The sequence below is a fragment of the Azoarcus sp. L1K30 genome (genome assembly GCF_018122735.1).
Taxonomy (GTDB): Bacteria; Pseudomonadota; Gammaproteobacteria; order Burkholderiales; family Rhodocyclaceae; genus Parazoarcus.
Window position 1 is genome coordinate 1,746,572 of the sequence record NZ_JAGRRD010000001.1, and the last position, 12,578, is coordinate 1,759,149.

A 12,578-nucleotide genomic window follows, 5' to 3' on the forward strand; every position below is an offset into this window, starting at 1 on the left:
ATCCACGGAAAGTGATAATGATTTCATGCAGTACTTTACCCAGACGACGAACAGCGCACTCGAGGCTCCAGATCCGTGACGACCGAATCAAGACTTGACACCGTCCCAGGCGTACCGGACGCGGAAACCCGCATTGCCACACTTGAATCGGCGTTGGCCGAAAGCCGCGCGGCCGAGGCACGATTACGCGGCATTCTCGAATTCATACCTGTGCAGGTCTGGTGCACCGACGGCGCCGGCCACACCGTATTCCAGAATGCGCGCTGTCTCGAGTATGTCGGACGGCCCACCTCGATGGCCACTGGACGGGGATGGCTCGACGTCATCCATGCTGACGACGCCTCAGACTATATGCGCAAGTGGCACGACATATTGGCATCCGGGAAGGCAGGCGAAGCGGAAGCGCGTTTCCGCGGCCGCGACGGCAGCTATCGATGGTTCATGATGCGGGTCAATCCGGTGCAGGATGTAGCCGGGCATATCGTGGAATGGTGCGGCACCCATACCGATATCGAGGATCGAAAGGCCGCCGAAGAGGCACTGCGTGGGAGCGAGGCCTATCTTGCGCAGGCGCAGGCACTTAGCCGCACCGGCAGTTTCGGTTGGAATGTGCGCACCGATGCGCTCTACTGGTCACGCGAAACCTATTGCATCCTTGGCTTCGCGCCCGATATCACGCCGACCCTGAAGCATGTATTCGAGCGGATTCATCCAGACGATGCGCAGATGGTGACGGATGCGCTCGGCCGCGTCCGCTCAGGTGCGGCCCACATCGATCTCGAGCATCGCCTGAGCATGCCCGACGGTTCGATCCGGCATCTTCACCTGCTTGCGGATACGACCCGCACGGTCGAAGGCGACACCCTGGTCGTTGGCGCAGTCATGGACGTTTCCAGCCGAAAATGCGCCGAGGCTGCCTTGTTGCGCACACAAGCCCGCTTCGAGGGCATTCTCGACATTGCGGAGGATGCCATCATTTCCATCGACTCCGAGCAACGCATTCTGCTATTCAACCAGGGGGCGGTGAAGACTTTCGGCCATGCAAGCGCCGACGTGCTTGGCCAAACGCTCGACATTCTGCTCCCAGCCAACACGGCAGATGCACACCACACGCACATCGCGGAGTTCTCGGTCAATGCCGATATCTCACGCCCGATGGCACGACGTCGGGAAGTCTTCGGGCGACGAAAGGATGGCAGCATATTTCCTGCAGAAGCATCAATCTCAAGGCTCGAACTCGGTGACGAAAAGATCTTCACCGTCATCCTTAGAGATGTCAGCGAACGTAAGCACTTGCTAGAGAGTGCGCTCGCTTCGGAGAAAGTCGCACGCGGGCAGGCACGTGCGTTGACCAGCGCGCTGAACGTGCTCGCCAGCGAGGCCGATCCCGAGCGAGTAATCGAACACGCTCTGCGGGCCCTGATCGGGCAACTGGATGCCTGTAGCTGCAGTGTTTGGTTGCATGGGGACGATGGTTTGATGTCTTTCGCCTTCGCCCTCGAGCACGGCCTCTTCAAGACTCGTGACGACGGCGGGCTCGCCGCAATCAGTCCCTCACTGCCCGTAGAGGCCGTCTGGCCCTGGCCCGAGGTGTTTCGCACCCGGTCCGCCTTCCTGCTCGCGGACATACGTGAAGGAGAGGATTTTCCCTGGCGGCAGCATGTGCTCGAACACGGCGTCGTCAGCATTCTGGTCGTACCGATGCTGATGGCCGACCAGGTTTCCGGCGTAATTGGCATCCGTTTCATGCGTACACCGGACTGTCGACCGGAAGACATTGCGCTCGCACAGGCGCTGGCCAATCACTGCATGCTCGCCATCCAGCTCGTAAAACTGATGGGGCAGGCACGCCAGTCAACGGTCATGGCCGAGCGCAACCGCATCGCGCGCGACCTTCACGACACCATCGCACAAGGCCTGACCGGCATCATCGTGCAACTCGAGGCCACTGCCGATGCGTACGCCAGAGGACTGCTGACAGAGGCCGAAGGGCATGCCGCACGCGCCCGCGAGCTGGCCCGCGAAAGTCTTCATGAGGCCCGACGTGCAGTGCATGCCCTACGCCCACAGGCGCTGGAGGATCAGGATCTGTGCGAGGCGCTCCGCCAGCTCGCCCGACAATTGACACGGGAAACAGGAACGCGTTTCGAACTCACGGTGGCGGGGCAGCCCGTACCGCTGGCCTCGCGCTGGGAGGAGAACATCCTGCGCATCGGCCAGGAAGCGATGACCAACGCCGTCCGCCATGCTTCGGCAACACATGTATCGGTGGAACTGGCTTTCGGACCGGCAAAAATCCAGCTGCATATCCGTGACAACGGCACGGGCTTCATACCCGTTCGCCGGCACGACGGTTTCGGCCTGCAGGGCATCGCCGAACGCGTCGAGGAAATGGGCGGTCAGATGCAAATCAACAGCACACCTGGCGCAGGCAGCGAACTTGCGATCACACTATCCATTTCCGCCATCGCCGGCTAACACGCGACACGCACATGAACACCATCGACCCGACCCAACAACAGCCCGAACCGCGGATCCACGTGCTGGTCGCAGATGACCACGTGACCGTACTCGAGGGCCTGGCTGCGATCATCGATCGACAACCGGACATGCGCGTCGTGGCGCAGGCGGCCAATGGCCGGGAGGCCGCCGAGCAATGGCGCGTCCATCGACCCGACGTCGCTGTGCTCGACATCCGCATGCCGGAAATGGACGGAGTAGACGCGATCGAAGCCATTCGGCAGCTCGATCCCTCGGCGCGCATTCTCATGCTCACCACGTTCGACACCGACACCGACATCGCACGCGCGATCCGCGCCGGCGCGCACGGTTTCCTGCTCAAGGATTCGCCACGCGAAGAACTGCTCGCCGCCATCCGGCGGGTCGACGCCGGCGAGACGGTCATCCCGCCCGCCCTCGTCAACAAGCTCGCCGCGGGCATCAGCACCGAAGCACTGACCGGTCGCGAACTCGAGGTCCTGCGCCTGCTCGCCGAGGGGCGCAGCAACAAAGAGATCGGCAACCAGCTTTACATCAGCCAGAGTACCGTCAAGTCGCACCTGCGCAGCATCTTCAACAAGCTCAACGTACTCAGCCGTACCGAGGCCATTGCCGTGGCGACCCGCCGCGGCCTTCTGACTCACTGAGCACCCGCCTGCAGCCCACCTCTTGAGCCGCCTCGTCCAAAAGGACGAGACGGCAGTCACCCATCGGGCTGTTCAGCATTTCACCCTCCTGATCGATGACGCGTACGTGTCCGTGCGCGCATGCTCACGGCCATGGCATTCAAGTGCAGGGACTGAGCATGATGAGTATGCTTTCAACGGATAGGGGGCTACTGACACCGACCAACTGCGCCCTCGTGCTCATCGATCACCAGTCGTGGATCCTCGCCGGCATGCCCCGCGCGGCGACCCACGCTTTGCTCACCGCGCTGGAGACGCTCGCCGTCGCCGCGCGTCTGAACAACCTCCCGGTGATCATCTCCGCCCTGTCGGGCCACGGCTTCGATGGCCGTATTGCACCCGAGCTGCTCGATCTGTTTCCCCACGATCAACCCATCCTGCGCACACGGATGAATGCATGGCAGGATCCAGCATTCGTCGACGCCGCGGGCCGCATGGGCCGGCAGAATTTTGTCGTCGCGGCGCTACTGAGTGAAGCCTGTCTCGTTTTTCCCGCGATGCAAATGCTCGACGACGGCTACGGCGTGTATGCCATCGACGACGCCTCGCACGGCACCACGCTCCGGGCCCACGACAACGCCCTTCGCCGCATCGCCCAGGCAGGCGGCGTCGCAATCACCGCGTTTCAACTCATGCTTGAACTGGCGTGCAGCACGCCCGCATCGTCGAACGGCGACGACATCGTTCGCCGCCTGCATGTACACCACCCCTCCAAACGACCTTCTTAGCGGACGTCCGACCAATGAGCACCATCATTACCCCGAGCGCAGGGTAGCACTGGGCGACGCCGACACCGCAGACCTGATTACCGAGACTTCTCGTGGCATCGACAAGCCACTGCGGAAGATCGAAACCCGTGCTCAATCTCGAGCATGAACGCAGCCCCCCACCCTAACAGGAGAAATCCATGAACCCCTATCACAAGCTCTACACCCCGGACGATACCGCCATCGTCTTCATCGACCACCAGCCACAGATGACCTTCGGCGTCGCCAACATCGACCGTGCCACGCTGATGAACAACGTCGTCCTGATGGCCAAGGTCGCCAAGGAGTTCGGTGTGCCCAGCGTGCTCACCGCGGTGGAGACCGAATCCTTCAGCGGCTACGTGTGGCCGCAACTGCTCGACGTCTTCCCCGGCCAAAAGGTGGTCGAGCGTTCGTCGATGAACTCCTGGGACGACGCCGGTTTCCGTCAGGCGATCGAGGCCACCGGACGCAAGAACATCATCATGACCGGCCTGTGGACCGAGGTCTGCATCACCTGGCCGACCATCGAGATGCTCGGCGCCGGCTACAACATCTACGTGGTCGAAGACTGCTGCGGTGCCACGTCCACAGCGGCCCACGAAGCGGCCCTGTCGCGCATGGTGCAGGCCGGCGCGGTGCGGCTGACCACCATCGGCGCCCTGCTCGAATTCCAGCGCGACTGGAAAAACCGGGAACACTACGATGCGCTCATGGGCATCCTCAAGCAGCACGCCGGCGCCTACGGTTCGGGCGTGGAATATGCCTACACCATGGTACACAAAGCACCCCAATCAGCCATGGAACCCCAGGTCGTTCCGCCGAGCAACCACTGACCCAACGCTTGCTCGAACGCACATCGCCACACCCGCCTCCTCGCCGGCATCGACCGGCGGCACGGGGGCGGATCGGATGGAAGCACTGTCATGACCGTTAGCGTCGCCATTACCCGCCGGGTCCGCCCAGGACTGGAGGCACAATTCGAGGAAGAACTGCGCCAGTTTCTGCAGACCTCCTTCGCTCATGGAGGTGTGCTCGGTGCCAGCCTGCTGATAACACCCGCCGGTTCCGGCTCCCGCGAATTCGGCATTCTCAGAACCTTTCGCGATGAGAAGGAACGGGATGCCTTCTACGCATCGCCCCTGTTCGCGGCGTGGGACGAACGTGCTCGGGACATGACCGAAGACGAACCCGAGTATCGGGCGCTCGATGGCATGGAGGCCTGGTTCCGCGAACCCGGTCGCCCCCCACCACGCTGGAAGATGGCGCTGCTCACCTGGCTCGCAGTGTGGCCGGTCAGCTTCATCGTGCCTGCCGCGCTGTTCCCGCTGCTGGGTACACACCTGCCCGGCTTTCTGTTTGCCGGCTGCGTTGCCGCAGGCATCGTGGTCATCCTGACCTGGGGCGCCATGCCGCTCCTCGTCCGCCTCGCGCGGCCATGGCTGCAGGCCGTCCCGCGACCAAGAGAAGCGCCCGACAACAAGTTCCCGACGACCTCATGAAAGGAGTTCCCCAATGCCCGCCGACATGATTCTGCACAACGGACGGATACATACCGTCGATGCGCAGCGCCCCCAGGCCAGTGCGGTCGCCATTGCAGACGGCCAATTCACCGCGGTCGGTGACGACGCGGAGGTCATGGCCGAACGCGCACCGCATACCCGGATCATCGACCTGAAAGGCCGCCGGGTGATTCCCGGCCTCATCGACAGCCACATGCACATCATTCGTGGTGGTCTCAACTACAACATGGAGTTGCGCTGGGACGGCGTGCCCTCGCTCTCCGAGGCCATGGCCATGCTCAAGGCTCAGGTGGCCCGCACGCCAGCACCCCAGTGGGTGCGCGTGGTCGGCGGATTCACCGAACACCAGTTCGCGGAGAAGCGCCTGCCCACCCTCGACGAACTGAATGCCGCTGCGCCGGACACGCCGGTATTCATTCTCCACCTCTACGACCGGGCCCTGCTCAACGGTGCGGCGCTACGTGCAGTAGGCTATACGAAGGACACACCCAACCCGCCGGGCGGCGAGATCGTGCGCGACGCCCAGGGCATGCCCAACGGCCTGCTGCTGGCCCGGCCCAACGCGATGATTCTCTACGCCACCCTCGCCAAGGGCCCAAAGCTGCCGGAGGATTATCAGAAGAACTCCACCCGCCACTTCATGCGTGAAGTGAACCGCCTTGGGGTCACCGGTGTCATCGACGCGGGCGGCGGCTTCCAGAACTACCCCGAGGATTACCGCATCATCGAAGAACTGCATGCGGAAGGCCTGCTCACGGTGCGCCTCGCCTACAACCTCTTCACCCAGAAGCCGAAAGAGGAAATCGCCGATTTCAGGTCCTGGGCCGACCAGGTCAGCCCCGGCCAGGGAGATGCCCTCTATCGCCACAACGGGGCCGGCGAAATGCTGGTCTACAGCGCCACCGACTTCGAGGACTTCCGGGTCGAGCGTCCCGAGATGCCACCGAACATGGAAGAGGATCTCGACGGCGTCATCCGCCTGCTGGCCGAGAAACGCTGGCCGTGGCGGCTGCATGCCACTTACGACGAGACCATCTCGCGCGCGCTCGACGTGTTCGAAAAGGTCAATCGCGACATTCCCTTCGACGGCCTGCACTGGTTCTTCGACCATGCCGAGACCATCTCCGGACGCAACATCGACCGGGTCGCCGCCCTGGGGGGCGGCATCGCCGTGCAGCACCGGATGATGTATCAGGGCGAATATTTCGTCGAACGCTACGGTGCGCAAAAGGCCGAGGCCTCGCCCCCGGTCAAGCGCATGCTCGATATGGGCGTCAAGGTGGGCGCCGGCACCGACGCGACGCGGGTCGCCTCCTACAACCCTTGGGTCTCGCTGTCCTGGCTGGTTTCCGGGCGCACCCTGGGGGGGCTGTCGCTCTATCCGCGCCGCCATCTGCTCGATCGGGAGACCGCGCTGCGTCTGTGGACCGAGGCCAACACCTGGTTCTCCAACGAGGAAGGCAAGAAGGGACAGATCAAGGCCGGCCAGTATGCGGATCTGGCGGTCCTGTCCAAGGACTACTTCGCGGTGCCTGAAGACGAAATCCAGGGCATCACCTCGGTGTTGACGGTACTCGGCGGCAAGGTTGTGCATGGCGACGGAGAATATCGTCCGCTCGCCCCGGAGCTGCCGCCTCCCATGCCCGACTGGTCGCCGGTACGCCAGTTTGGTGGCTACTACCAGCGTGTCGAACCACCACAGCAAACGACTGCCCGCATGGCTGCCGCCTGCACGTGCACCAGCGCCTGCGGTGTGCACGGTCACGCACACGCCAAAGCCTGGAAGGCGGGTCTGGCGGTGGCTGACGAGGCGTCGTTCTGGGGCATATTCGGCTGCAGTTGCTGGGCGCTGTGAGCGATGAGAACCTTCACCAAGGCACCACCCACCGGCCCGATGCTGGGCATCGAACGCTTCGCGACGCCCGCCCTCCGCTGGATTGCCCTTCTCGGCCTGTGTGCAGCCTACCTGCAGGGCGGATTCGCCAAGGCGAGCGACTTTGCTGGTGCAGTGGCCGAGATGCAGCATTTTGGGCTGAGCCCCGCCACGCCCCTCGCAGCGATGACCGTTGTTCTGGAACTGGGCGCCTCGGCAATGATCCTGGGTGGTCTACTGCGCTGGGCAGGTGCGCTCGCGCTGGCAACATTCACCGTGTTCGCGACCTTCATTGCCAACCCCTTCTGGACGATGGCCCCGCCCGAACGGTTCATGGCCACGAATGCCTTCTTCGAACACCTCGGTCTGGTCGGCGGATTTCTGCTCGTGGCATGGCACGACCTCAAAGAACGGACCACGATCACAGGGCACGCCCAGCCCGACAACGGAACGCCGCCATGAAACCCAGCCTTCCGGTCCTTCTGAGTGCCAACGGAGGGTACGTCGACACGGCAGGCTTCCTTGCGCTGCACGGTCTATTCACTGCCCATGTTACGGGCAACTTCGTCACACTCGGCGCGGCGCTCGCCCTTGGCACCTCGGGGACGGTGGGCAAGCTAATGGCGCTGCCGGTATTCTGCATCGTGGTAATGCTGGTGCGCATGCTCGGTGACACGCTCGCCGCCAGGGGGCACACCCAGGTCCGTCCGCTGCTGGTGCTCCAATTCCTCCTGCTGACCGCCGGCTGCGCGCTCGCAATTGTACTGGGTCCATTCGAAGATGCAGATCATATCGCCGGACTAATCACTGGCATGACCCTGATCTGCGGCATGGCAGTACAGAACGCGGTACACCGGATCCATCTCCCGAGCGCGCCACCATCGACCCTGATGACCGGCACCACCACCCAGATCATGATCGACCTTGCCGACCTCGTACGCGGCGCTCATTCCGCCCAGGCCACCGAGACAAGGGCGCGGCTGATGCGCATGTCAAAAAGCCTCGGCGCATTCGCGCTAGGCTGCGGTGCAGCAGCACTCATCTACGCGGAATTTGGTATGTGGTGTTTTGCCGTACCCGTTCTCATCGCCCTCACCACCTGCCTTTGTGCCGACGCCGACGTGAGAACGCCGCCCTGACGCGCTCCCCCGATCCATGGATATCGCCCCGGCTCAAATCGCATGCGTCCACAAGCAGAGGTGGCGCCAGAAGGCAAACGCGGGCAACGGCACGCCAAACATCATCGTGTACGACGACGCATTGCACACGCTGGCGCGGAAGGTCAGCTTCCTCAACCTGGACGGGATGACCGACGCTGCCCACATTCACTGCGGCACGTCAACGCCCAAGCGCACGATGAACTGAAGCGTACTGCGGGCCGAACATCCGAGGCACGACGGCGCGTCCCGGTGTTTCGCCAAGCACACATCTACCCGCCAAGCAAGCGACGCAAATGATTGGGCAACACGAACTGGGCCCAGTGCACATCACCGTTGTAATGCTGCAAGTTGCCGATGCCACGCTCGGCAATGCGTCGATCGATCTCAGCGGCGTCCACCGACAGCGGGTCGAGCGTGGCCGACGCGGTGGCCAGCCCCCACAGGCTGCCGTACAGCGGGATGTAGAGAAAATAGGGCCTGACTACGGCAAACACCCGACGCAGTCTGGACACCAGATCGCGCACGCGCGCGGGCTGGAACACCGGAGAGCCGATATGCAGGCTGAGCGCACCGCCCGGGTTCAGCATCGCCGAGCAGGCGCGCAGGAAGTCTTCCGCGTAGAGGGCCTCGGCGGGGCCGACCGGGTCGGTCAGGTCGAGCACGATGAGGTCGAACGATTCGCCGGCGGCGGGGCCATCTTCCATGACATAGCGCAGGCCGTCACCGATACGGATATCCAGCCGCGGATCGTCGAGCGCGCCATGATGTACCGACTGCAGGTGGTGGCGCGCGATATCGATGACTTTTGGATCGAGCTCGGCGAGCACGACCCGCTCCATGCCCGGGTACTTGAACAGCTCGTCGGCCGAACCACCGTCGCCACCGCCGATGATCAGCGCACTGCGCGGCCCGGGATGAGCCATGGCCGGCACATGGATCATGTTCTCGTGATAGTAGAACTCGTCAGCCTCTGAGGTCATGAAACAGCCATCGAGCCGGAACAGGCGACCGAACTGCGGCGTGTCCCACACCTCGTACGCCTGAAACTCGGATTGACCGCGCTCGATCAGGCGCCCGCCACGGTAGAAGTATCCGGCATCGTCGTTGAGCTCCTCGAAAATCAGCCCCTCGGCTTCAGGCAGTCCGGCATCGCTCATCGATCAGACCTCAGCAGGCAAGCGACCACGAACGACCTCATGATCCACGCGATCCTCCGGCCCCATTGCTGCAATCACGCGCTCGAACACCCGTCGGGCACGATCGCTGTTGTCGCGCGAGAAATTGCACACATACACATCGAGGGTCACATCGCCACTCTCCGGCCAGGTGTGGATGGCCAGATGGGATTCGGCCAGCACCACGGTACCGGTCACGCCCGCAGCGTCTCCCGAAACCTCGTCCACGAACTGGTAGAAGTATGCACCCAGCGGTGTCAGGCCGGCGGCGCGACATTCGCCAACGCACAGCGCTTCGAGTTCGGCGCATTCACACATGAGTTTTCCCGCATCGGCACAGCGATACAGATCGGCAATCAGATGAAGACCATTCATTGACAGAATAGAACGTCCGGGTTGAAACAAGCCCGACATTCTAGCATGCATGTTTTGTCAAACATTTCTGCAAATATTACTCAATGACGTGTGGCGATGTGAAACCTGTCTGCCAGGCGGCCGTGTCGAAGGTAAAGGACGCTTGATCGCGCCGCCAGACAACGGCCTCCGGCGCAACCATCAGCCACCAGGTCTGGCTGGCACCATAGGGCGAAGGCCGCGAGAAGCCATCGATCGAAAGCAGCGCGACGCACCACGCCGGATCGGGGTCTCGCACCGAACGGTAGATAATCGCGCCGACGCCGGCATCGCGCGCCACGCGGGCAAACGCCTGTGTGCCCGCGTAGTCTGACGGATGGCCCCAGCGCTCGACATCGCGATCGAAGGGCGCCGCACGCAGGTCGACGGCCGACGTCGCCATCTGCGCACGGAATGCGGTGTGTGCCAGCGGGTCCAGCCGCTGCAGATCGACCGCATCCATCAGAAAGCGCCAGCGCCAGTAGCCGAGTTCGGCGCAGGCGGTGCGCACGCCGGCCGCACCGTAGAACACGCCGGGATCGGTGGCGGCGCGAAAGCGTGAACCGCCGCGCCGGGTGGGGTAACGAAACGGCGCAGCAAGCAGATAATCCAGCGTTTCGGCCTGGCGGGGCAGTGCGGGCTTGCCATCCTCGAGCAAGGCTTCGAGCACATCCTGCTCGTCCCGGCTGTCAACGATCTTCATCGTGGACGCGACATGCTGCGCCTCCACGATGCGCCACGCAGTGCCACGCCAGGCACGCGCCTCAGACGAGACCGCGCGAGGCGTCCAGGTACTGAACGACACGGACCAGCCCCTCGGTACTGCGTATGAGTTCAATCGGGCGCCCGTTAAGCGCGCGGTTCTCGCTCTTGAGCCATGCGCGCGCGCTGACCTCGTTGCCGACGATGGAGTCGAGCGCCCGAAATGCGCGCACGAACAGCACGGCGAATTCCCACTCCTTGCGCCCTTGATCGAGCAGATAGTCCCCGCTGTAGATTCGCGTCACCGTCGCCGGGCTGACACCGAGCACGCGCGCGAGCAAGGCACGGGATACCTCCAGCCGCTCGGCCGCGCGCGCCACCGCCTTGCTCAATACGAACGCGGCTTCAGGCTTGACTGCGGACTGGGGAGAAACCAATGCCATTGAGCACCTCCTTTCTACTGAAAGAATAGCACAATCATTTTTCCATGGAAATCAATGGACATCCGACTCAGGACGATCGAAACCGCCCGGCGCCAGCATCGTCTGCGTACTCAAGACCGCCCTCCGTCACGAACGCCACCAGCGCGGGATAGAAGCGAAGAAACCCGGCCTCCATCGCCGCCCATTGCGCCGGATCGAGCGTATCGAGGCTGGCACCGAGTGCGAGGGGTCGGCGCAATCTCCTGCCGATGCCGTCGAGCGCATGACGCAGCCCCTCGACACTGCAATAGGTGGACAGCCAGTCCTGCTCCGCCATCCGGCGCAAGGGCAAGGGCAGGCCGTCGGGTAATGCGGGATGCGCCGGTGTGCACGACAGCAACTGGGCATAGTTGTCCGCGAGAAACGCCTGCAGCGCCTGATCATTGAAGGCCGACCAGTGCCTTGCCAGCCAGTGGTCGTAGAGCATATCCACCAGCACGCCGCCATAGCGGCGCCATGGCGGCGCAAAGCAGCGCACGGCTGCACGATGTTCGGGGTGCGCATCGGTAAAGGCATCGACCCGGCGATGCAGGCGAATACCCAGCGCCAGCGCAGGCGGCAGGTCGTCCGGCAACGGCCCCTTGACGAAATCACCCAGCAGGTTGCCCAGCGGCGAGGTGCCGCTGACGTGGGCCAATTGCAGGTGCGCAAGGAAATTCATCCGCCAGTCACCCTGAGTGTCGTGTTCGCGGCCTTCGTCCGAGCTCCCGGTCGTGCCAATGCGACAGCAGCAACACCGTCACCAGCGCACCGAGAAAAGCCATGAACATGTCGGACTGGGTATCCCACTGATCGCCCTGGGTGCCGAGGAATTCGTCCGCACCCTGCCCCATCGCCAGCGCAGCCCCCCATTCGACGAGCTCATACCAGGCACTGATGGCCATGGCTACGCAGATAGACAGAAAACCCGCCATCCGTCGCCCATTGACGTAAGCGCCGGCCAGAAGAATCTCGCGTGCCGCCAGCGCCGGCACCAGCCCCTGCGCAAAATGGCCAACCTTGTCATAGGGATTGCGTGCACTCGACAGCAGGTCCTGCAGCCAGAAGCCGAACGGCACACGCGCGTATGTATAGGTGCCGCCCACGATCAGAATCACCGCATGGACAAAAATCAAGCCGTATAGAAGCGAGGTGAGCGGGTGCTTGCGGTAGCTGAGCACCAGCACCGGCAAGACAATGATGACGGGCGCTACTTCCATCAACCACGTCGCGCGATCGTAGGGTGACACGCCGGAGACGACCAGGAACAGGCAAATCAGCACTGCCGCCCCCAACAGTCGCAACTCGCGCGACGTCACCACACTTGCGGCCCGGTTCATTGCTCCACCTCGCTACGCTG

At 63.2% G+C, this 12,578-nt stretch carries 15 protein-coding genes; 9 read left to right on the forward strand and 6 right to left on the reverse strand.

Features of this window, described 5'->3' with window-relative positions:
- Positions 1-75 precede the first annotated feature (75 nt).
- From J5J83_RS07940 to J5J83_RS07980, 9 genes are all read left to right on the forward strand, one after another.
- Positions 76-2,478, forward strand: a complete 2,403-nt coding sequence (locus J5J83_RS07940; RefSeq protein WP_212347567.1) for a PAS domain S-box protein — start codon at positions 76-78, stop codon at positions 2,476-2,478.
- 14 nt (positions 2,479-2,492) lie between these two features.
- Complete coding sequence (locus J5J83_RS07945; RefSeq protein ID WP_212347568.1) at positions 2,493-3,146, forward strand: response regulator transcription factor; 654 nt, start codon at positions 2,493-2,495, stop codon at positions 3,144-3,146.
- Positions 3,147-3,304: 158 nt separating this feature from the next.
- Positions 3,305-3,913 (forward strand): isochorismatase family protein, encoded by a 609-nt coding sequence (locus tag J5J83_RS07950; protein ID WP_212347569.1) that lies wholly within the window; start codon positions 3,305-3,307, stop codon positions 3,911-3,913.
- Between the two features lie 179 nt (positions 3,914-4,092).
- The gene (locus tag J5J83_RS07955) at positions 4,093-4,767 is read left to right on the forward strand and encodes a hydrolase (protein WP_212347571.1); all 675 of its coding nucleotides are present in this window, start codon (positions 4,093-4,095) and stop codon (positions 4,765-4,767) included.
- A gap of 90 nt (positions 4,768-4,857) precedes the next feature.
- Complete coding sequence (locus J5J83_RS07960; protein WP_212347573.1) at positions 4,858-5,433, forward strand: antibiotic biosynthesis monooxygenase; 576 nt, start codon at positions 4,858-4,860, stop codon at positions 5,431-5,433.
- Between the two features lie 13 nt (positions 5,434-5,446).
- Positions 5,447-7,309 (forward strand): amidohydrolase, encoded by a 1,863-nt coding sequence (locus tag J5J83_RS07965; RefSeq protein ID WP_212347578.1) that lies wholly within the window; start codon positions 5,447-5,449, stop codon positions 7,307-7,309.
- A 39-nt stretch (positions 7,310-7,348) separates the two neighbouring features.
- Complete coding sequence (locus J5J83_RS07970) at positions 7,349-7,789, forward strand: DoxX family protein (RefSeq protein ID WP_249115653.1); 441 nt, start codon at positions 7,349-7,351, stop codon at positions 7,787-7,789.
- Positions 7,786-8,466, forward strand: coding sequence for a YoaK family protein (locus J5J83_RS07975; RefSeq protein WP_212347582.1), 681 nt, complete (start codon positions 7,786-7,788; stop codon positions 8,464-8,466). The genes J5J83_RS07970 and J5J83_RS07975 overlap by 4 nt, the downstream gene beginning before the upstream one ends.
- Before the next feature lie 16 nt (positions 8,467-8,482).
- Complete coding sequence (locus J5J83_RS07980; protein WP_212347585.1) at positions 8,483-8,692, forward strand: hypothetical protein; 210 nt, start codon at positions 8,483-8,485, stop codon at positions 8,690-8,692.
- A gap of 64 nt (positions 8,693-8,756) precedes the next feature.
- On the opposite strand, the gene speE is transcribed toward J5J83_RS07980, so the two are convergent.
- The 6 genes from speE to J5J83_RS08010 all read right to left on the reverse strand — a co-directional run bounded on the left by speE (position 8,757) and on the right by J5J83_RS08010 (position 12,558).
- Positions 8,757-9,644, reverse strand: a complete 888-nt coding sequence (speE, locus tag J5J83_RS07985) for a polyamine aminopropyltransferase (RefSeq protein ID WP_212347588.1) — start codon at positions 9,642-9,644, stop codon at positions 8,757-8,759.
- A 3-nt stretch (positions 9,645-9,647) separates the two neighbouring features.
- Entirely contained in the window at positions 9,648-10,037 is a 390-nt protein-coding gene (locus J5J83_RS07990; protein ID WP_212347591.1) for an S-adenosylmethionine decarboxylase, read from the reverse strand.
- Between the two features lie 76 nt (positions 10,038-10,113).
- Complete coding sequence (locus tag J5J83_RS07995) at positions 10,114-10,860, reverse strand: RES family NAD+ phosphorylase (protein WP_212347595.1); 747 nt, start codon at positions 10,858-10,860, stop codon at positions 10,114-10,116.
- Entirely contained in the window at positions 10,820-11,200 is a 381-nt protein-coding gene (locus tag J5J83_RS08000; protein ID WP_212347598.1) for an antitoxin Xre/MbcA/ParS toxin-binding domain-containing protein, read from the reverse strand. Before J5J83_RS08000 ends, J5J83_RS07995 begins: the two co-directional genes overlap by 41 nt.
- 67 nt (positions 11,201-11,267) lie before the next feature.
- Positions 11,268-11,900, reverse strand: coding sequence for an ACP phosphodiesterase (locus tag J5J83_RS08005; protein ID WP_212347600.1), 633 nt, complete (start codon positions 11,898-11,900; stop codon positions 11,268-11,270).
- 7 nt (positions 11,901-11,907) lie between these two features.
- Positions 11,908-12,558 carry a DUF2238 domain-containing protein gene (locus J5J83_RS08010; RefSeq protein ID WP_212347604.1) on the reverse strand — a complete coding sequence of 217 codons (651 nt, stop codon included), beginning with the start codon at positions 12,556-12,558 and terminating at the stop codon, positions 11,908-11,910.
- Between the last annotated feature and the right edge of the window lie 20 nt (positions 12,559-12,578).